Annotated in this window: 18 protein-coding genes; 9 read left to right on the top strand and 9 right to left on the bottom strand. The window is 73.3% G+C overall.

Annotation, left to right across the window (positions count from 1 at the left end; translation table 11 throughout):
* Window positions 1–152 precede the first annotated feature (152 nt).
* From ACFVS6_RS21640 to ACFVS6_RS21630, 3 genes are all read right to left on the bottom strand, one after another.
* Entirely contained in the window at window positions 153–626 is a 474-nt protein-coding gene (locus ACFVS6_RS21640) for an SAM-dependent methyltransferase (protein WP_389705959.1), read from the bottom strand.
* A 19-nt stretch (window positions 627–645) separates the two neighbouring features.
* A complete protein-coding gene (locus ACFVS6_RS21635) occupies window positions 646–1,425 on the bottom strand; it encodes a hypothetical protein (protein WP_389705957.1) in 780 nt (259 codons plus the stop codon).
* A 203-nt stretch (window positions 1,426–1,628) separates the two neighbouring features.
* Entirely contained in the window at window positions 1,629–2,228 is a 600-nt protein-coding gene (locus ACFVS6_RS21630) for a class I SAM-dependent methyltransferase (protein ID WP_389705955.1), read from the bottom strand.
* A gap of 211 nt (window positions 2,229–2,439) precedes the next feature.
* Between ACFVS6_RS21630 and ACFVS6_RS21625 the strand changes: the two genes are divergently transcribed.
* The 5 genes from ACFVS6_RS21625 to ACFVS6_RS21605 all read left to right on the top strand — a co-directional run bounded on the left by ACFVS6_RS21625 (window position 2,440) and on the right by ACFVS6_RS21605 (window position 7,519).
* Complete coding sequence (locus ACFVS6_RS21625) at window positions 2,440–3,219, top strand: MHYT domain-containing protein (RefSeq protein ID WP_389705953.1); 780 nt, start codon at window positions 2,440–2,442, stop codon at window positions 3,217–3,219.
* A gap of 91 nt (window positions 3,220–3,310) precedes the next feature.
* Complete coding sequence (locus ACFVS6_RS21620; RefSeq protein WP_389705951.1) at window positions 3,311–6,049, top strand: nitrate- and nitrite sensing domain-containing protein; 2,739 nt, start codon at window positions 3,311–3,313, stop codon at window positions 6,047–6,049.
* Window positions 6,049–6,492, top strand: a complete 444-nt coding sequence (locus ACFVS6_RS21615) for a roadblock/LC7 domain-containing protein (protein WP_389705949.1) — start codon at window positions 6,049–6,051, stop codon at window positions 6,490–6,492. The genes ACFVS6_RS21620 and ACFVS6_RS21615 overlap by 1 nt, the downstream gene beginning before the upstream one ends.
* Window positions 6,489–6,890 carry a DUF742 domain-containing protein gene (locus ACFVS6_RS21610; protein WP_389705947.1) on the top strand — a complete coding sequence of 134 codons (402 nt, stop codon included), beginning with the start codon at window positions 6,489–6,491 and terminating at the stop codon, window positions 6,888–6,890. The genes ACFVS6_RS21615 and ACFVS6_RS21610 overlap by 4 nt, the downstream gene beginning before the upstream one ends.
* Window positions 6,890–7,519: an ATP/GTP-binding protein gene (locus ACFVS6_RS21605; protein ID WP_385571498.1), complete on the top strand. Its 630-nt coding sequence runs from the start codon at window positions 6,890–6,892 to the stop codon at window positions 7,517–7,519. The genes ACFVS6_RS21610 and ACFVS6_RS21605 overlap by 1 nt, the downstream gene beginning before the upstream one ends.
* Window positions 7,520–7,536: 17 nt before the next feature.
* On the opposite strand, the gene ACFVS6_RS21600 is transcribed toward ACFVS6_RS21605, so the two are convergent.
* Window positions 7,537–7,974: a PPOX class F420-dependent oxidoreductase gene (locus tag ACFVS6_RS21600; RefSeq protein WP_389705945.1), complete on the bottom strand. Its 438-nt coding sequence runs from the start codon at window positions 7,972–7,974 to the stop codon at window positions 7,537–7,539.
* A gap of 106 nt (window positions 7,975–8,080) precedes the next feature.
* Here ACFVS6_RS21600 and ACFVS6_RS21595 point away from each other — a divergent pair, with 106 nt between their 5' ends.
* Together ACFVS6_RS21595 and ACFVS6_RS21590 are read left to right on the top strand one after the other, a co-directional pair.
* A complete protein-coding gene (locus tag ACFVS6_RS21595) occupies window positions 8,081–8,479 on the top strand; it encodes a roadblock/LC7 domain-containing protein (protein WP_281209658.1) in 399 nt (132 codons plus the stop codon).
* A 101-nt stretch (window positions 8,480–8,580) separates the two neighbouring features.
* On the top strand, window positions 8,581–9,561 hold the full coding sequence (locus tag ACFVS6_RS21590) for a DUF6397 family protein (RefSeq protein ID WP_389705943.1): 981 nt from the start codon (window positions 8,581–8,583) through the stop codon (window positions 9,559–9,561).
* Here ACFVS6_RS21590 and ACFVS6_RS21585 read toward each other — a convergent pair.
* From ACFVS6_RS21585 to ACFVS6_RS21575, 3 genes are all read right to left on the bottom strand, one after another.
* Window positions 9,525–9,923, bottom strand: coding sequence for a YchJ family protein (locus ACFVS6_RS21585; protein ID WP_389705941.1), 399 nt, complete (start codon window positions 9,921–9,923; stop codon window positions 9,525–9,527). The two genes, ACFVS6_RS21590 and ACFVS6_RS21585, sit on opposite strands and share 37 nt — an antisense overlap.
* Before the next feature lie 81 nt (window positions 9,924–10,004).
* Window positions 10,005–10,907, bottom strand: coding sequence for an acyl-CoA thioesterase (locus ACFVS6_RS21580; protein WP_389705939.1), 903 nt, complete (start codon window positions 10,905–10,907; stop codon window positions 10,005–10,007).
* Between the two features lie 109 nt (window positions 10,908–11,016).
* The gene (locus tag ACFVS6_RS21575; protein ID WP_389705937.1) at window positions 11,017–13,539 is read right to left on the bottom strand and encodes a DEAD/DEAH box helicase; all 2,523 of its coding nucleotides are present in this window, start codon (window positions 13,537–13,539) and stop codon (window positions 11,017–11,019) included.
* 145 nt (window positions 13,540–13,684) lie between these two features.
* Between ACFVS6_RS21575 and ACFVS6_RS21570 the strand changes: the two genes are divergently transcribed.
* Together ACFVS6_RS21570 and ACFVS6_RS21565 are read left to right on the top strand one after the other, a co-directional pair.
* Window positions 13,685–14,476, top strand: coding sequence for a metal-dependent hydrolase (locus ACFVS6_RS21570; RefSeq protein WP_389705935.1), 792 nt, complete (start codon window positions 13,685–13,687; stop codon window positions 14,474–14,476).
* A gap of 136 nt (window positions 14,477–14,612) precedes the next feature.
* Window positions 14,613–15,788: a hypothetical protein gene (locus ACFVS6_RS21565; RefSeq protein WP_389705934.1), complete on the top strand. Its 1,176-nt coding sequence runs from the start codon at window positions 14,613–14,615 to the stop codon at window positions 15,786–15,788.
* A 94-nt stretch (window positions 15,789–15,882) separates the two neighbouring features.
* Here ACFVS6_RS21565 and ACFVS6_RS21560 read toward each other — a convergent pair whose 3' ends face one another.
* Complete coding sequence (locus tag ACFVS6_RS21560) at window positions 15,883–17,664, bottom strand: ABC transporter ATP-binding protein (protein ID WP_389705932.1); 1,782 nt, start codon at window positions 17,662–17,664, stop codon at window positions 15,883–15,885.
* Complete coding sequence (locus ACFVS6_RS21555; RefSeq protein WP_389705930.1) at window positions 17,661–19,547, bottom strand: ABC transporter transmembrane domain-containing protein; 1,887 nt, start codon at window positions 19,545–19,547, stop codon at window positions 17,661–17,663. Before ACFVS6_RS21555 ends, ACFVS6_RS21560 begins: the two co-directional genes overlap by 4 nt.
* Window positions 19,548–19,639 lie beyond the last annotated feature (92 nt).

Raw genomic sequence — 19,639 nt, 5'->3', positions numbered from 1 at the left:
CCGCCCGCCCGATGCGGGCCGAGCCCGCCTCATCGGGTCGAGTCCGTCCGGTCACGTCGAGCCCGCCCGGATCGCGGCGAGCCCGCCCGGGGCCGGCGTGTCCGTACGGGGCCGGTGGGTCAGGTGCGTCGGGACGTGGCGGGGCCTCGGGGTCAGTAGTAGTCCCGCATCAGGGCCGTGGCCCAGTGCGGCTGGTGGGTTTCGCCGCGCGGGCCGAACTCCTCGATGCAGGGCTTGAGGTCGAGCACCGGAGTGCCGTCCACCGCGTCCAGGCCCTGCACGTGGACGTCCAGGCCGTCCACCTTCAGCACCCGGCAGCGGGAGACCCCGAGCCGGTTCGGCCGGTTCTTGCCGCGTTGGGCGAAGATGCCGACCAGGGGCCAGTCCGTGTTGCCCCGGGGGTGTCGGGCACCCGTCTCGATCCTTTCGACCGGTACGCGGTCGAAGTGGTAGACGACCTCGACGTGGGAGAAGTCCTCCAGCCCGTACAGGGCCTCCGGACCGAAACGGCGCCCGTCGAGCCGGATCACGGCCGTCTCGTGCCCCCAGTGGTCGTCGACCACCTCCTCGCGGCCCCCCACGACCACGCCCACCGGTACCGACTCCACGGATCCCACCGACTCCACCAGCTTCTCCTTCGGTTCCTCAGAGGGGCCGCGCGGCCACCCGGTCCAATTCCGCCAACAGTTCGCCCAGGTCGAACTCCCCCTCGCGGGGGACGATCAGAACCTCGCCCGGCTCCTCGTCCAGCAGGACGAACGCCGAGTCGTCGGTCCGCGCCACCAGCGACCAGCCGGGGCCGTCGGCCCGTACGGTCCGCGCGCCCTCGGCGGCGAAGGACGAACGCACCCGACCCGGAGGCGGCGCCGCGACCGTGTACTGCTTCGCCTCCGCGAGCGCCCGGGCCAGCCCGGGATGCGCGGCGGCCGCCGCACCGCCGTCCGTCGCGACGCGCTCGCTCCAGTCCGCCCACTCCCGGGCGATCTGGTCCGCGCCCATCCGTCGCTGCACGGGTCCCCACGCGTCCGCCGATGGCGGTGTCAACGGCACCCGGCCGGTGCCGTCCGCGCCCTGCTCCGGATCGTGCGGTTCCGCGACGCCGGGCGCCGACACGGTCAGCTCCAGGGGCCAGCCCGCCAGCGAGACCACGATCGTCCGCTCGTCGGGCGACAGGTCGTACTCCATCCCGCAGTCCCAGGAGGCGATGGCGGCGGCCACGAGCGAGACGTCGTCCACGACGACCGTCCAGCGCGCCCCCTCCTCGTCCTGCCCGAGCACCAGCCCGTACCCGTCCGTGACGGGCCGAACGCCCAGCAGTGCGCAGGCCTCCGGGAAGTCGTCGCCCAGGACGGCCGGAAACTGCGTGGGGGTCAGCAGTACGGCGGTCAGCACGTACAGCGAGCCCCCGTCCTCCTCGTCGGACACGTGGCCTCCCGATCGCTCTCTCGTCGGCGCACCTTAACCAGCGGGTAACACGCACGTCGAGAGCAGGAGGAGGCCGATTTCCGAGCCCGCCACCTGTGCGTACGCCCGGGCACCCCGCCGCGGAACGCGATAGCCGGGGCGGCGCGAGGACCGGCCGAGGGGGAACTCCTCCGGTACGGGGCCCCGCACGCCCCCACCGGGGGTCAGGCGCGGCGCTCGGCCAGGACCAGGAAGCGGTGGTCCTCGTCCGCGTAGCGGGTCATGTCCCAGCCGGAAGCGGACAGCAGCGGGCCCAGGTTGTGCTCGGCCCGCAGGTCGTCGGGGGTCGGCGAGCGGCCGTGGCGCGCCGCGAGCGCGGCCCGGCCGATCGGGTGGAAGAGGGCGAGCCGGCCACTGGGGCGGACGACGCGGGCGAGCTCGCGCAGGTTGGCCTCCGGGTCGGGAAGGTGGGCGATCAGCCCGGCGGCGAACACCGCGTCGAGGGCGCCGTCACGCAGCGGTAGCCGGGCCACGTCGGCCCGCAGGAGCGTTCCGGCGCTCCCGCGCCCGGCCTCCTGCGCGGCGGCCAGCATCTGCTCGGTGACATCGGCACCGAGTACCGTCCCGGAGGGCCCGACGGCCCCGCGCAACGGCAGCAGGGCCCGGCCGGTGCCGCAACCCGCGTCGAGCACCCGGTCCCCGGGGCGCAGCCCGCACGCGGCAACGGCGTCGACGAAGGCGGGTCCGTCGTCGGGGAACTTGCGGTCCCATGCGCCGGCGCGCGACCCGAAGAACTCCTGCACGTGCGTGTGGTCTTCGCTCATGAGGTCCATGATCCCGCACGGTGCCGTTCGCGCGGTGCCCCCGGAGGTCTTCCGCTCCGCCGGCGCGAGCACACCTCGGCTGCGCTGTGTGCGCAAGGTGGCACGTGGTGTGATCGGAGATGAACGTAGCTCTGTCATATTTCAGCAGTTCCAGCGGCTTTCGAAATGCTCCCCTTGTTCGTGCCCTCACCCGGACTAGCGTCCCGTGGCCATGGGACACCTGGACCACGCCGCCTATGGCTGGCTGACACCCGTACTGTCGTACGCGATGGCATCGATCGGCGCCGCCCTCGGGCTGCGCTGCACCGTCCGTGCGCTCGCCGCGACGGGAGCCTCCCGCCGCAACTGGCTGCTCACCGCGGCCTCGGCCATCGGCACCGGCATCTGGACGATGCACTTCGTCGCGATGCTCGGCTTCCACGTCACCGGCACCGAGATCCGCTACCACGTGCCGCTGACCATCCTCAGCCTCCTCGTCGCCGTGCTCGTCGTCGGCGCCGGGGTCTTCGCCGTCGGCTACGGCAGGAACCGCGGCAGGGCCCTCGTGCTCGGAGGTCTGACCACCGGCCTCGGCGTCGCGAGCATGCACTACCTCGGGATGGCGGCGCTGCGCCTGCACGGGCAGGTCACCTACCGGCCGCTGACGGTCGGGCTCTCCGTCGCCATCGCCGTGATCGCCGCCACCGCGGCGCTCTGGGCGGCGCTCAACATCAAATCGCCGGTGGCCGTGGCAGGCGCCTCGCTGGTCATGGGCGCGGCCGTGAGCAGCATGCACTACACGGGAATGGCCGCCGTCGCCGTCCGCGTCGCACCCTCGGACGCCGCACTGTCCGGCGCCACGGCCATGCAGTTCATCTTCCCCCTCGCGGTCGGCCTGGGGTCCTACCTCTTCATCACCGCCGCCTTCGTCGCGCTCTCCCCGACCGCCGACGAGCGCGCCGCCTCGGCCTCCGCCCGCAACCTCGGTGACGCGGCGCTCCCCGCCCGCTGATCCTCCCGATCCCCGCCCGGTCCACCCGCACCGACACCCCACCCCGCCCCACCCCGCGACCTCCGTACGCACCGCCCGGAACGAGGAGCCCATGCGCAGACCCCGCAGCAGACCGGAAGCAGCGGCCCAGCGGCCGCCCGCGCCCCCCGCGCGCGGCCGCCGGGCGCACGCGGGGCCCCCGGCCGAGGAACGCGAGCAGGAGCGGGCCTTCCGCCCCGGCGCGGACCCGGCGCGGTCCGGTGGCGGGGCACTGCCGCGGATCCGGCTGCGGCCCGCCACCGTACGGGCGAAGATCGTCTCGCTGCTGATGGTCCCGGTGGTCTCGCTGCTCGCCCTCTGGGCCTTCGCCACCGTCAGTACCGCCCAGGACATCGCCGCGATCAGCAGGATCCGCCAGGTCGACGCCGAGATCCGCACCCCCGTCGCCGCCGCGCTCGCCGAGCTCCAGGCCGAACGCCGGTCGGCCGTCCGCTTCCTGGCCGACCCCGCCGCCGACCAGGGCGCCGGATTGGCGCAGCAGGCCCGGCGCACCGACGACGCCGTACGGAGCCTGCGGCTCGGCGACCGCCACACCGTCGCCGACTCCGGGGACTACGGCCCCGACATCGTCACCCGGCTCGGGGAGTTCGTGACCGCCGCCGAAGCCCTCGCAACCGCCCGCAAGGACATCACCGACCGCCGTGCGACCCCCGAGGCGGCCTACGCGACGTACACGCGCCTGACCGACTCCGCCCTCGCCGTCGAAGGATCCCTCTCCGCCGGCCGGAACCCCGAACTCGGCTCCGACGCCCGGGTCCTGCTGGAGTTCGCCCGCGCAGGGGAACTGCTGGCCCGGGAGGACGTCCTGCTCGCCCTGCCGGGACAGCGGAGCGCCGAAACGCTTCGCCGGCTGGCCGGGACCGTCGAGTCCCGGCGCGCGTCGACCACGGCCGCAGCCCGGGACCTGCCCGCCGCCCAACGGGAGGTCTGGGACGCCGCCTCCAGGAGCGCCGCCTACGCCGACCTCACCGGGGCCGAGGACCGGGTCCTGGCGGCAGCCGCCCCCGCCCCTGCGGCCGGCAACGCGGCGAACGCCGGCAACGCGGCCGCGGCGGTGCGCGACGCCTCGGGCGTCCCCGCCGGCTGGGAGGCCGCGTACGCCGGGATCAGCGGCTCCATGAAGGAGATCCGCGACGCCGCCCGCGCCGAAGCCGCCGACCGCGCGGACCCGTTCACCGAAGGCGCGCTGAGCCCCGCCGGCGCGGCCGTGCTGCTGGGCCTGGCCGCCGTCGCCGCCTCCCTCGTCATCTCCGTCCGCATCGGCCGGGCACTCGTCGTCGAGCTGGTCTCGCTGCGCAACACCGCCCTGCACATCGCCCACCGCGAACTCCCGCACGCCATGGACCGGCTGCGCGCAGGCCAGACCATCGACGTGGACGCCGAGACCCCGCCCGGGCGGCCCGCCGACGACGAGATCACCCAGGTCGGGGAGGCGCTGTCCACCGTCCACCGGGCGGCCCTCAGCGCCGCGGTCGAGCGCGCCGAACTCGCCAGCGGGGTCAGCGGGGTGTTCGTCAACCTCGCCCGCCGCAGCCAGGTCCTCGTCCACAAGCAGCTGACCCTCCTCGACTCCATGGAGCGCCGCGCGGACGACCCGGGCGAACTCGGCGACCTCTTCCGCCTCGACCACCTCACCACGCGGATGCGCCGGCACGCCGAGAGCCTGATCATCCTCTCGGGCGCCGCCCCCGGACGCGCGTGGCGGATGCCGGTCCCGTTGACGAACGTGGTCCGCGCGGCCGTCTCCGAGATCGAGGACTACCAGCGCGTCGAGGTGCGCGGGCTCGCCGAGGCGGCCGTGTCCGGCGGAGCCGTCGCGGACCTCACCCACCTGCTCGCCGAACTCATCGAGAACGCCACCCAGTTCTCGCCCCCGCACACCAAGGTCCGGGTCAGCGGCGAGCCGGTCGGCACCGGATACGTCCTGGAGGTCGAGGACCGCGGTCTCGGCATGGGCCGCGAGGTGCTGGCGGAGGCCAACCGGCGGATCGAGCACTCCGAGGACCTCGACCTCTTCGACAGCGACCGCCTCGGGCTCTTCGTGGTCAGCCGGCTCTCGACCCGCCACGCGATCCAGGTCCACCTGCGGACCTCGCCCTACGGGGGCACCACCGCGGTGGTCCTGCTGCCGAACTCCCTCCTCCAGGGTGCGATCGCCGGAGCACCCGCCGCCGCCGCCACGCCACAGGCACCCGCCGAGCCGGCCGCGGAAGCCGCCCGGGCACCGTCGAACGCCCCGGCCATGAGCGTCGTACGGGAGTCCGTGCGCGGCCTGCCCGCCCCGGAACGGGACCGGGCCGCCGTCCCCGCGTCCGGCCCCGCGACCACGCGGCAACGGCCCGCCCCGGTGGCCGCGCTGAGGCCGCGCGGCGCCGGCGGCGCGGCCACCCGTACCCACCCGGCACCGGTCACCGGCCCCTCCGCATCGGTGCGGTCCCCGGCTCCGGAGCCCGGCCCCGGCTTCGCCCCGGGCGGGGCCCAGGGGCAGTCCGGAGCCGGCCGCGCGGCCCACGGCGCCGCTCCGGGTCCCGGGCCCGGGCCCGTTTCCGGTCCGTCGCCCGCGTCGGGTGCCTCGGTGACGGAACTGCCCCGCCGGGTCCGTCAGGCCAGCCTGGTCCCGCAGTTGCGCGAGGCCCCCGAGCCGAAGGCGCCCCCGGGTTCGACGCGGGCCGAGGAGCCGCCGGGGCGCAGCCCCGAGGAGGCCCGGGACCGGATGGCCGCCTACCGGGACGGCTGGGCGCGCGGCGCCCGGGAGAACTCCCCCCACGCAGGCAGCGAAGGAGAAGTGTGATGAGCGAACACCACGGGATCGACCTCGACGGCGTCCCCCGGTCCGGCGAACTGGACTGGCTGCTCGACGACCTGGTGATGCGGGTCCGGGAGGTCCGGCACGCTGTCGTCCTGTCCAACGACGGGCTGGCGGTGGGCTCCTCCAGCGCCCTCAGCAGGGAGGACGCCGAACACCTGGCCGCCGTCGCCTCCGGGTTCCACAGCCTCGCCAAGGGCGCGGGACGGCATTTCCACGCCGGGGGCGTGCGCCAGACGATGGTGGAGATGGACGAGGGCTACCTGTTCGTCGCGGCGGCCGGGGACGGGTCCTGCCTGTCCGTCCTCAGCGCGGCGGGCGCGGACATCGGTCTGATCGCCTACGAGATGGCCCGGCTGGTCAAGCGGGTCGGCGAACACCTCTACACGCCCGCCCGGTTCGCGGCGCAACCGCCGTCCGCCGGGTGAAGGCGGCGGTCCGGCACGTGGACGGCCAGTGGTACGACGCCGAGGCGGGACCCCTCGTACGCCCCTACGCCATGACGGGCGGGCGCACCAAGCCCGGCCCCCACGGGGTCCGCTTCGATCTGATCGCGCTGGTCGTGGTGGACCCGGACGCCTCCGGGGACGCGGACGAGGCGCTGCTCGGCCCGGAACACCGGGCCCTGCTCGGGCTGTGCCGCTCCGAGACCCAGTCGGTGGCGGAACTCGCCGCGGACGCGGATCTTCCGGTGGGCGTGGTGCGGGTGCTGCTGGGGGACCTGTTGGAGGCGGGGCACGTCAAGGTGAGCCGGCCCGTTCCGCCCGCCCAGCTGCCGGACGGGCGGATTCTGCGTGAAGTCATCGAGGGATTGCGAGCGCTGTGATGGGACTGCACGACGACGGGCCCGCACGGGCCGCGGCTTCGGGGGCGGACGGGGACCTGACCGCGCTGGCGCTGAAGATCCTCGTGGCCGGTGGCTTCGGGGTGGGCAAGACCACCCTGGTGGGCGCGGTCAGCGAGATCCGGCCGCTGCGGACCGAGGAGCTGTTGAGCGAGGCGGGCGAACTGGTCGACGACACCGGCGGGGTCGACCAGAAGACCACCACGACCGTGGCCATGGACTTCGGCCGGATCACCATCCGGTCGGGACTGTCGCTGTACCTGTTCGGGACGCCCGGCCAGGACCGGTTCTGGTTCCTCTGGGACGAGTTGTCGCAGGGTGCGCTGGGGGCGGTCGTACTGGCGGACACCCGGCGGCTGGAGGACTGCTTCCCGGCGGTCGACTACTTCGAGCACCGGCGGATCCCCTTCGTCGTCGCCGTCAACTGCTTCACCAACGCGCGGCGTTACGGGGCGAACGAGGTGGCGCGGGCGCTGGACCTGGACCAGGGGACGCCCGTGGTGCTGTGCGACGCGAGGGACAAGGACTCGGGCAAGGAGGTGCTGATCCGGCTGGTCGAGTACGCCGGGCGGATGCACACCGCCCGGCTGCTCGACTCGGTGGGGCCGTAGGCGGGCCCGCGGGAGGGTCAGTCCGCCACACCGGCCGTCGCGATCACCTTGTCGATGGCCACGCGGACCAGTAGCTCGCCGGGGACGGCGTTGCGCCGGCCGAAGGCCTCGCCGCGTTCCTCGCCCATGTACCGGGCGGCGACCCGGGTGGCCCAGTGCAGGGTCTCCTGCGGGTCGTCGGCGTACTCGGCGATGGTGGCGCGGCCCTGGAGGACCACGTAGGAGAACGGCGGACGGTCGTCGTCCACGCACAGGGAGACTCGGCCGTCACGGGCCAGATTCCGCCCCTTGACGGTGTCCTTACCGGTGTTGAACAGGAAGGAATCGCCGTCGAGTACGAACCAGATGGGAGCGATGTGGGGGCTTCCGTCCGCGCGGACCGTCGCCAGCTTTCCGGTGCGGGTGCCGTGGGAGACGAACGCCCGCCATTCCTCTTGAGTCATCTTCTGTGCCATGGGTCCATCCTCCTTGCCGGAAAGCCCCTGGTGGGGAAGGCTGGCGGAACGACTACGCGGGGTGGGGCGCGGCCATGTCGGCCGCGTCGACGGGGAGGGGCTGGAAATGGCACTGGACAAGCAACTGGACTGGTTGCTGGACGACCTGACGCGCAGGGTCCAGCAGGTCCGGCACGCCGTGGTGCTGTCGAACGACGGACTGGTGACGGCGGCCACCGCGGGACTGGCGCGGGAGGACGCGGAACACCTGGCGGCCGTCGCGGCCGGCCTGCAGAGCCTGGCCAAGGGCTCGGGGCGGCACTTCCGGGCGGGTGAGGTGCGTCAGACGATGGTGGAGTACGACGAGGGTTTCCTCTTCGTCGTGGCGGCGGGTTCGGGCAGCTGCCTGTGCGCGCTGAGCGCGGCGGAGGCGGACATCGTCCAGGTCGCGTACGAGATGACGCTGCTGGTCAACCGGGTGGGCGAGCACCTTGGTGTCGCCGAGCGGCGGATCACCGGAGGCTGATCGGGGGCGCCGGCCGGAGTTTTCCACAGGGCCGGCGGGCTTTCGTCGCGCTGAGTTACGGTCTTTGCACAGAGTGATCGCCACTCGTGGGGAGGGCCGTGATGAAGACCGTGACGCAGCATCTGACGCGGGGCGTGACGCAGGGCGTGACGTGGGGATCGGTGAGGGCCGCGATGCGGGCCGCGGCGAAGACCGACGCGAAAGCCGCGGGGGAAACGGGCGCGAAGGCGTGCGCGCGATCGGTGGGGCCTGTGGCGCCGGCGGGGCCGGCGGGGACGGTCGTGTTCGTGGAGGCGGGCCCTCGGGGGGAACCGAGGCAGGACGCCTTGCTCGGCGGGGTCCGGGCGGCAGCGGAACTGGGGCTCGGTCGGGCCGAGTTCGCGCGGGCCGTGCAATTGGGGCTGGTACGGGCGGGCCCGCGTGCGCCGGGCGGCGCGGCACGCTTCACCAGGGTCGAACTGGACCGGGTCAAGGCGGCGGACGGGTTCCCGGACGCGTTGCGCGCCCGGGTCGAGACGGTGGCCGGGGCCGACGCCGGAGCGAGGCTGCTGGGGATCGGGCCGAGCCGGTTCACCCGGCTCGCACGGTGCGGGCACGTCACGCCCGTGGGATACCGGGTCAACCGCTACCGCGCCGTCGTGTGGCTGTATCTGGTCGCGGAACTGGGGGAGTTCGCCGCCGCGGACCCGGGAGCGCTGCGCGGCGCCGCGTCCGAGGGGGACCGGGAGCTGATCGTCGCCCGGGGGGACCTGAGGCCCGTCGGATGGCGCGATCGGCACGTGGGCCTGCTGATGGGACGGACCGCCGACCCCTGGGAGCGGGCGGCCGTGCCGGCTTCCGTGCTCCCGGAGGAAGAGGTCCGGGCCGCCGTCCCGGATCCGGCCGAGCGGATCGTCCTGGCCGCGCTCGCACCGCCGCCGCCCTACGGCCACCCGAAGGTACCGGCGGCCGCGGCGGTGGCGCACCGGCTCCTGAGGGCCCAGTCACCGGAAGAGATCGAGCGCTACCGCCGCGACCTGGACGTCGCCCTGGCCGGAGCGCGCGGTCAGTCGAACGCGACGGGGGACAGGGGGCCGACGTAGACCCAGGCGCCGTCCTCGCGGGAGAAGGTGCTGTGTTCGTGCAGCGAGCCCGTGTGGCCGCCCTCGCGGTAGTGCGCGCGGAACTCCACCGAGCCCTCCGTCTCGAACATGCCGCCCCGTGCGGTGGCGAGGATCTCCAACCGCTCCCAGCGCTGTCCGGGATCCAGGACGAGTCGGCCCGGACGGGTCGAGGAGTGCCAGGAGCGCAGCAGGTATGCGGTGTCGCCGAGCGCGAAGGCGCTGAAGCGCGACCGCATCAACAGCTCGGCGGTGGGCGCCTGGCCGCCCGTGTGGAAGCGGCCGCAGCACGCCGGGTAGGCGGCGGGCAGCCCGCAGGGGCAGGGGAGGGCCGGGGTGGGCATGGGCGTGCTCAGCTCTTCGTGTGAGGAGGACGGACGGGAACCACCGCGGTCGGACGACCGGCGCGGTGACGATGCGGGTGACTACTGCGGTGACACGGCCGGCTTGGCCGCGTCGGGCGCGTACGGGCGGAACAGGCCTTCCTGGACCACGGAGACCAGCAGCCTGCCCTCCACGTCGTAGATCCGGCCCCGGGCCAGCCCGCGGCCACCGTGGGCGATCGGCGACTCCTGGTCGTACAGGAACCACTCGTCGGCCCGGAAGGGCCGGTGGAACCACATGGCGTGGTCCAGGGAGGCCATGTCGAAACCGCGCATGCCCCAGAGGGGTTCGACGGGGATGCGCACGGCGTCGAGGAGGGTCATGTCACTGGCGTAGGTGAGGGCGCAGGTGTGCACGAGCGGGTCGTCGCCCAGCGGGCCGACCGCCCGCATCCACACCGCGCTGCGCGGGTCGGCGTCCTTGAGGTCCTCCGGGGTCCAACGGAGCCGGTCCACGTACCGGATGTCGAAGGGCTGCCGGCGGGCCATCCGCTCCAACGCCTCGGGCAGCGCGCCCAGGTGCTCGCGGATCTCGTCCGCGACCTTCGGGAGGGATTCCGGATGCGGGAAGTCGAGGCGAGGGGGCAGCTGGTGCTCGATGCCGCCCTCCTCCGGATGATGGAAGGAAGCGGTCAGATTGAAGATGGTCTTGCCCTGCTGGACCGCGGTGACCCGGCGCGTGGTGAAGGACCGCCCGTCGCGCACCCGCTCCACCTGGTACACGATCGGCACGCCGGGGATGCCCGGGCGCAGGAAGTACGCGTGGAGGGAGTGGACCGGGCGGTCGCTCTCGGTGGTGCGGCCGGCCGCGACCAGCGCCTGCCCGGCCACCTGCCCGCCGAACACGCGCTGGAGCGATTCCTGGGGGCTCGCGCCCCGGAAGATGTTGACCTCGATCTGCTCCAGGTCGAGCAGGTCGACGAGTCTCTCGGCGGGGTTCGTCATCAGGGGTTCTCCACTGTCGGGTCCGGCGGGAACGGCGGGTCCGTCGGAAGCCTCGGCTCCGGCGGGGGCTGGGGGCCCGTCGTGCGGGACGGGCGCGAACGGGGCCGGCTCAGAGTTGGCCGAGCTCACCGACCGAGGTGACCCGGAGCACCGCCCGGCCCTCCTCGTCGGACGCCGCGAGGTCGACCTCGGCACTGATGCCCCAGCCATGGTCCCCGTTCGGGTCGGCGAAGGTCTGGCGGACGCGCCACAGCCCGTGCGCCGGGTCCTCCTCGATCTGCAGGAGCTTGGGACCACGGGCGTCGGGGCCCGTGCCGAGGTCGTCGTACTCGTCCCAGTAGCCGTCCATGGCCTCGCCCCAGGCGTCGGCGTCCCAGCCGGACTCCGCGTCCAGTTCGCCCAGCACGTTGACGTGGTCGAGGGCCGCCAGCTCGACCCGGCGGAACATGGCGTTGCGGACCAGCACGCGGAAGGCGCGGGAGTTCGCCGTGACCGGCTTGACCTGGTCGGCCTTCTCCTGGGCCTGCTCCGCCGTCTCCACCTCCGGGTTCGCCAACTGCTCCCACTCGTCCAGCAGGCTGGAGTCGACCTGTCGGACCAGCTCGCCCAACCAGGCGATGAGGTCCTGCAGGTCCTCGGACTTCAGGTCGTCCGGGATGGTGTGGTCCAGCGCCTTGTACGCGCCGGCCAGGTAGCGCAGCACGATGCCCTCGGTGCGGGCCAGCTCGTAGTAGGAGGTGAATTCGGTGAAGGTCATCGCCCGCTCGTACATGTCGCGGATGATCGACTTCGGCGAGACGGGGTGGTCCCGGACCCACGGGTGGCTCTTGCTGTACACGTCGTAGGCGTGGAGCAGCAGCTCTTCGAGCGGCTTGGGGTAGGTGACCTCCTGGAGCCGTTCCATGCGCTCCTCGTACTCGATCCCGTCGGCCTTCATCGCGCCGACCGCCATGCCGCGTTCCTTGTTCTGCTGCGCGGCGAGGATCTGGCGCGGGTCGTCGAGGGTCGACTCGACGACGGAGACCATGTCGAGGGCGTAGGAGGGGGACTCCGGGTCCAGCAGGTCGAAGGAGGCCAGCGCGAAGGTGGACAGCGGCTGGTTCAACGCGAAGTCCTGCTGGAGGTCGACGGTGAGCCGGATGGTGCGGCCCTCGGCGTCCGGGGTGTCGAGCTTCTCGACCACGCCGCCGTCCAACAGCGAACGGTAGATCGCGATCGCCCGGCGGATGTGCCGCAGCTGCGCCTTGCGGGGCTCGTGGTTGTCCTCCAGCAGGTGGCGCATCGCCTTGAAGGCGTCGCCCGGTCGGGCGATCACCGACAGCAGCATGATGTTGGTGACCTTGAAACGGGAGGTCAGCGGTTCCGGGTCGGCGGCGATCAACTTTTCGAACGTGGTGTCCGACCAGGCCACGAAGCCCTCGGGGGCCTTCTTGCGGACCACCTTGCGGCGCTTCTTCGGGTCGTCGCCGGCCTTCGCCAGGGCCTTCTCGTTCTCGATGACGTGCTCGGGCGCCTGCGCGACCACGAATCCGGCCGTGTCGAAGCCCGCCCGGCCGGCGCGGCCGGCGATCTGGTGGAACTCGCGGGCGCGCAGCGTGCGGACCCGGCTGCCGTCGTACTTGGTGAGGGCGGTGAACAGCACGGTGCGGATCGGCACGTTGACGCCGACGCCGAGGGTGTCGGTGCCGCAGATGACCTTCAGCAGACCGGCCTGCGCCAGCTTCTCGACGAGACGCCGGTACTTGGGCAGCATGCCGGCGTGGTGCACGCCGATGCCGTGGCGGACGTAGCGGGAGAGGTTCTGGCCGAACTTCGTGGTGAAACGGAAGTTGCCGATCAGCTCCGCGATCCTGTCCTTCTCCTCGCGGGTGCACATGTTGATGCTCATCAGCGACTGTGCCCGCTCGACCGCCTGGGCCTGCGTGAAGTGCACGATGTACACCGGGGACTGCCGGGTCTCCAGCAGCTCGGTGATGGTGTCGGTGATCGGCGTGGTCACGTACTCGTAGGACAGCGGGACCGGTCGGGTCGCCGAACGGACCACGGAGGTGGGCCGGCCGGTGCGCCGGGTCAGGTCCTCCTCGAACCGCTTCATGTCGCCGAGGGTGGCCGACATCAGGACGAACTGGGCCTGCGGGAGCTCCAGCAGCGGGATCTGCCAGGCCCAGCCGCGGTCCGGCTCCGCGTAGAAGTGGAACTCGTCCATGACGACCTGGCCGATGTCCGCGTACTTGCCGTCGCGCAGGGCGATGGAGGCCAGCACCTCGGCGGTACAGCAGATCACCGGGGCGTCGGCGTTCACGGAGGCGTCGCCGGTGAGCATGCCGACGTTCTCGGTACCGAACAGCTTGCACAGGTCGAAGAACTTCTCCGACACCAGCGCCTTGATCGGGGCGGTGTAGAAGGTGACCTTGTCCTGGGCCAGCGCCGTGAAGTGGGCGCCCGCCGCGACGAGGCTCTTGCCGGAACCGGTCGGGGTGGAAAGGACCACGTTCGCCCCGGAGACGACCTCGATCAGTGCCTCCTCCTGCGCCGGGTACAGGGTGATGCCCTGGTCCTCCGCCCACGAGGAGAAAGCCTCGAAGAGGGCGTCGGGGTCGGCGTTCGGCGGGAGCTGATCAATGAGGGTCACACCCCCCATCTTGCCTGGCTTCACCCCGGATCCGGGAACCGGCGGACAAGAGGAAGATCACCGCCGGTACGCTGGGCCGTCCGGGCGGCCCGATCGACTTCCTCAACAGGGCCCCATCACCGAGGTACCGGGGCGGGGAACGAGCATGATGGGTCCGGCGCACTCATTGTCGGGAGCAGCGGCCTGGCTGGGGGTGGGCGCCGCCGCGGCGGCCGCCGGGCACCCGATGCCCTGGCCGGTCCTCGTCGTCGGCGCGCTCATCTGCGCGGGCGCGGCCCTGGCTCCCGACCTCGACCACAAATCGGCGACGATCTCCCGCGCCTTCGGCCCCCTCTCCCGGGTCCTGTGCGAGGTCGTCGACAAGATCTCCTACGCCGTCTACAAGGCGACCCGCTCCCCCCGCGACGCCCGCCGCACCGGCGGTCACCGCACCCTGACCCACACCTGGCTGTGGGCCGTCCTCATCGGTGGCGGCTCCTCCGCCCTCGCGGTCACCACCGACCGCTGGGGCGTCCTCGCCCTGCTCTTCGTCCACCTCGTGCTCGCCGTCGAAGGGCTGCTGTGGCGGGCGGCCCGGATGTCGAGCGACGTCCTGGTCTGGCTGCTCGGCGCGACCAGCGCCTGGATCCTGGCCGGGGTCCTCGACCAGCCGGGCAACGGCGCGGGCTGGCTGTTCACCGACCCGGGCCAGGAGTACCTGTGGCTGGGCCTGCCCATCCTGCTCGGCGCCCTGGTCCACGACATCGGTGACGCCCTGACCGTCTCGGGCTGCCCGATTCTGTGGCCGCTGCCGATCGCGGGGAAGCGCTGGTACCCGATCGGCCCGCCGAAGATGATGCGCTTCCGCGCGGGCAGCTGGGTCGAGCTGAAGGTCCTGATGCCCGTGTTCATGCTGCTGGGAGGGGTGGGCGGCGCCGCTGCCCTGAACCTCTTCTAGAAGGCGTCACGGGCGCGGCGTCCCCCCGCCCGGTCCGCCGCGGGCGGGGCCGTCTGTTCAGGCGTGTCCCGGGCGGACATCATGTGCCCCGACGAGCCGTCGGAGCCGCCGGCTCGCACGACGTCCGGGGGGACCCATGGGCAGCACCGGCAGGACGATCGGCGCGGGTACGGCGGGGATGCTCCTCGCCGCGCTCGCCCTCGTATCACCCGCGCACGCGGATCCGGGGGCGACAGCCGACGCGGCGCCGGACGGCGCGGCCGCCTGCAGACCCGCGCTGCGCGTGCTGGATTCCCTGCCCGGAGAGGGCGAGGGCAACCCGTGGCTGCACACCGACCAGGTGAACGGCATCGGACCGGCCGGCCTGTCCGTCGGGGTCTCCCGGGGCAAGCCCGCCTACTGGCTCGGCACCGCCGTGCGCGCCGTACCGCTGCCGGCCGGGGCGACCGGGGGCAGCGTCGAAGCCGTCAACCGCCTCGGCCTCATGGTCGGTACCTTCTCCACCCCCACCGGCCCCAAGGCCTTCGCCCACCGGCCGGGGGCACGGGCGGTCACGGTGCTGCCGGGCGGCCAGTACGCGACCGCCGTCAACGACCGGGGCCACGTCGTGGGCCACCGCCGCGACCCCTCGACCGGTACGAGCACCGGCCTCGAATGGTCCGACGGCGCCCTGCGCAGGGAACTGCCCGTCCCTCCCGGGTTCCGTCTCGACGAGGTCACCGGGATCAACAACGCCGGGCGGATCACGGGACACGGATCCGGGCCCACCGGCAACGACGAGGACCCGTACGACATGAACCCGGGCCTGCTCTGGTCCGCCGACATCGCGGCCGCCCCCACCCTGCTCCGGCCGGTCGGCGGCAACTACGAGTACTACAGGCCGCAGGCCATCGACGAGAGCGGCCGGATCGTCGGCCACCGCTGGTACACCCGGGCCATGGAGGACGACCCGCTCGTGTGGAGCGCCCCGTACACCGAGCCGACGTACGCGCCCAGGCTCGCCGGCAGCACCAGCGGCACCTTCGAGGACATCAGTCCCCGCACCGGGGTCGCGGTCGGCCTCGCCACCACCTACAACCCGCCCGAGGACACGGTCGTCCGGGCCCAGTACCGGTCCGGGAACGGCCCGATGCGCGCCCTGCGCGGACTCACCGCCACCGGCTACGCCGCCGCGCACGCCGTCGGCGACGACGATCGGGTGGGCGGGGTCGCGCTGGACACCGGGAACGTGGCCCGTCCCGTCGTGTGGACGTGTGCGGGCCGGCAGGCGTACGAGCCCGCCGCGACGGCCCGGACGCGAAACCGCGGCTGACGGACGGCGGGCGGGCGGGCGGACGCGCCGAACGGCCGGGACCGTCCCGAGGTCCCGGCCGTCCGGCCGCGCCGCCGCCCTCCCGGAGGGCCGCTCAGCCGTGCCAGGAACGCCACAGGGCCGCGTACGCCCCGTCGGCCGCAACCAGCTCGTCGTGCGAACCGAGCTCGCTGATCCGGCCCGCCTCGACCACCGCGATCACGTCCGCGTCGTGCGCGGTGTGCAGGCGGTGGGCGATCGCGATGACCGTCCGGCCGTCCAACACCCGGGCCAGCGAACGCTCCAGGTGCCGGGCGGCACGCGGGTCCAGCAACGAGGTGGCCTCGTCCAGCACCAGGGTGTGCGGGTCCGCCAGGACCAGCCGGGCCAGCGCGACCTGCTGGGCCTGCGCCGGCGTCAGCGCGCTGCCGCCCGAGCCGACCTCGGTGTCCAGCCCGGACCCCAGGGACCGGGCCCAACCGTCGGCGTCCACCGCTCCCAGTGCCGCCCACAGTTCGGCGTCCTGCGCGCCCGAGCGCGCGAGGCGCAGGTTGTCCCGGAGCGAACCCACGAACACGTGGTGTTCCTGGTTGACCAGGGCCACGTGCTCGCGCACCCGCTCCGCCGGCATTCCCGACAGCCGCGCGCCGCCCAGCGTCACCTCGCCGGTCCGGGGCGCGTAGATGCCCGCCAACAGGCGGCCCAATGTGGACTTGCCCGCGCCCGAAGGGCCGACCAGCGCCATCCGGGTGCCCGGAGGCACGGACATCGAGACGCGGTGCAGGACGTCCACGCCCTCCCGGTAGCCGAAGTGGACCTCGTCGGCGCGGACTTCGCGGCCCTCCGGGGAGAGCCCGCCGTCGCCCGCCGCCGGCTCGATCTCGTGGACGCCCACCAGCCGGGCCAGCGACACCTGGGCGATCTGCAGCTCGTCGTACCAGCGCAGGATCAGGCCGATCGGATCGACCATCATCTGCGCCAGCAGGGCGCCCGTGGTCAGCTGCCCCACCGACATCCAGCCCTGGAGGACGCAGTAGCCGCCGATCATCAGCACCGAACCGAGGATCGTCACGTAGGTGACGTTGATGACGGGGAAGAGGACCGTCCGGAGGTAGAGGGTGTACCGCTCCCAGGCCGTCCATTCCTTGATCCGCCGCTCCGAAAGGGCGATCCGGCGCCGTCCCAGGCGGTGCGCCTCGACGGTCCGGCCGGCGTCGACCGTCTCGGTGAGCACCGCCGCGACCGCCGCGTAACCGGCCGCCTCCGAGCGGTACGCGGAAGGCGCCCGCCTGAAGTACCAGCGGCAGCCGATCACCAGCACGGGAAGCGCCACCAGCGCGGCCAGTGCCAGCGGCGGCGCGGTCACGGCGAGGGCCCCGAAGAGCAGTCCGGCCCACACCACGCCGATGGCCAGCTGCGGCACGGCCTCGCGCATCGCGTTGGCCAGCCGGTCGATGTCCGTGGTGATGCGGGACAGCAGGTCGCCCGTGCCGGCCCGCTCCAGGACGCCCGGCGGCAGGCCGACCGAGCGGATCAGGAAGTCCTCGCGCAGGTCGGCCAGCATCTCCTCGCCGAGCATCGCCCCGCGCAGCCGTACCAGCCGCACGAAGCAGGTCTGGACGACCAGGGCCAGCGCGAACAGCAGCCCCACGCGCTCCAGGTGGAGGTCGCGCGCCCCCGCCGAGAGGTCGTCCACGACCCGGCCCAGCAGGTACGGGCCGACCATGGAGGCGATCACCGCGACGGCGTTGACCGTCACCAGGATCACGAAGGCCCGCCGGTGGCGCAGGAACAGGCCGCGCACATAGCCCCGTACGGTCGCCGACGAGCCCACGGGCAGCGTCGCGGCCGTCTCGGGGGCCGCCGGATCGTACTCCGGTGGCGCCACGCCGATCATGCGGATTCCTCGATCTCTGTGAGTGCTTCTTCCAACCCGGCCATCGCGGTTTCGGGCCGGCGGGGCCGCTCGGGCCCGTCGGGTTCGCGGGTCACGACCGCCCGGTAGCGCGGTTCGTCCCGCAGCAGTTCGCGGTGCGTGCCCGCGGGCAGGGCGCGGCCCTCATGGACGAGCACCACCCGGTCGGCCCGGTCCAGGAGCAGCGGCGAGGACGCCAGGACCACCGTGGTCCGCCCCGCGCGCAGGGCCGAGATCCCGTCGGCGATCCGCGCCTCGGTGTGCGAGTCGACGGCCGAGGTCGGCTCGTCCAGCACCAGCACCTCCGGGTCGGTGACCAGCGACCTGGCCAGCGCGAGGCGCTGGCGCTGCCCGCCCGACAGGGACCGGCCGCGTTCGGTGACGCGGGCGTCCATCGGGTCGGTGACCCCGTCGGGCGCCGACTGGAGCAGGGCCTCCAGGACGTCCCCGCACTGCGCCGCCGCCAGTGCCGCCGCGGGCTCCACGGCCCCCGAGGCCGGCACGTCGAACAGTTCGCGCAGCGTCCCGGACAGCAGCACCGGATCCTTGTCCTGTACGAGGACCAGCGTGCGCGCCGTGTCCAGCGCGAGGTCGTCCAGCGCGACCCCGCCGAGCAGCACCGAGGGTTCCCCGGTCGCGACGTCCGCCGGTACGGGCTGTCCCCCGAGGCGTTCGGCCAGGCGGCCCGCCACGTCCGGGTCCCCGCACACGACGGCCGTGAGCCTGCCCGCCGGAGCCAGCAGTCCCGTTTCCGGGTCGTACAGGTCGCCGCCCGGAGCGGGAGCGTCCGGAACATCGGCGGTCGCGCCCGCGCCCCGGCCCGTGTCCGTCCCGGTGCCGGTCACCGGGGCGGTCTCCGCCTCGGCGTCCGTGCGCGTCAGCGACAGCACCCTCGCCGCCCGCTGGGCGGAGGGACGCGAGAAGGAGTAGGCCATGGCGATCTCCTCCACGTTCCTGAGCGGGTACAGCATCAGGGACACGGCGCTGAACACGGCGACGAGCTCACCGATGTCCAGTCGCCCGGCCAGTACGAGGGAGGAGCCGTACCAGACCACCGTGATGAGCAGCAGGCCCGGCAGGAACACCTGGATCGCCGAGATCAACGCCCACATCCGGGCGCTGCGCACGGCGGCGGACCGCACCTCCTGGGAGGCCTCGCGGTAGCGGCCGAGGAACAGTTCCTCGCCGCCGATGCCCCGCAGCACCCGCAGGCCCGCGACGGTGTCGGAGGCGAGTTCGGTGGCCCTGCCCGCCTTCTCGCGCTGGAAGTCGGCGCGCCGGGTGGCCCGGGGGAGCAGCGGCAGCGACGCGAGCGCCAGCACCGGCATGCCCACGGCCACGACCACGCCGAGGGCCGGGGCGTAGACGACCAGGCCCACGCAGACGAGCACGATGGCCAGGGCGGCAGCGAGGAACCGGGAGACGGCCTCCACGAACCAGCCGATCTTCTCGACGTCACCCGTGGAGACGGCGACGACCTCACCGGCGGCGACCCGGCGGGTCAGGGCGGCGCCGAGCTCGGCCGTCCGGCGTGCGAGCAGTTGCTGCACGCGGGCAGCGGCGGTGATCCAGTTGGTGACGGCCGTGCGGTGCAGCATCGCGTCGCCCAGCGAGATGGCGATGCCGAGCAGCACGATCACCGCGCCGACGAGCAGCAGCCGCCGGCCGTCGCCCTTGACCACGGCCTCGACCCCGAATCCCACCGCGAACGGCAGGCCGGCGATGCCGCAGTGGTGCAGGAGGCCCCAGCCCAGGCTCTTTGCCTGTCCGCCGAGTTGCCCCCTGCCGAGCCACAGCAGGAAACGGGGGCCGGAACGGGCGTCCGGTACCCCGGGATCCGGATACGGAAGATCGCTGATCTGCATGACGCCCCATGACTGGTCGAGTGGTTCAAGCCACGCAAGGTTCGCCTTTCCGGGCAGGCCCGGGCAATCGATTTTCCCGCCCGGAGCGGGGT

This window comes from Streptomyces sp. NPDC057939 (genome assembly GCF_042887545.1).
Classification (GTDB): Bacteria; Actinomycetota; Actinomycetes; order Streptomycetales; family Streptomycetaceae; genus Streptomyces.
Note: the sequence above shows the minus strand (reverse complement) of the source record. Positions and strands in the feature narration are given on the sequence as shown.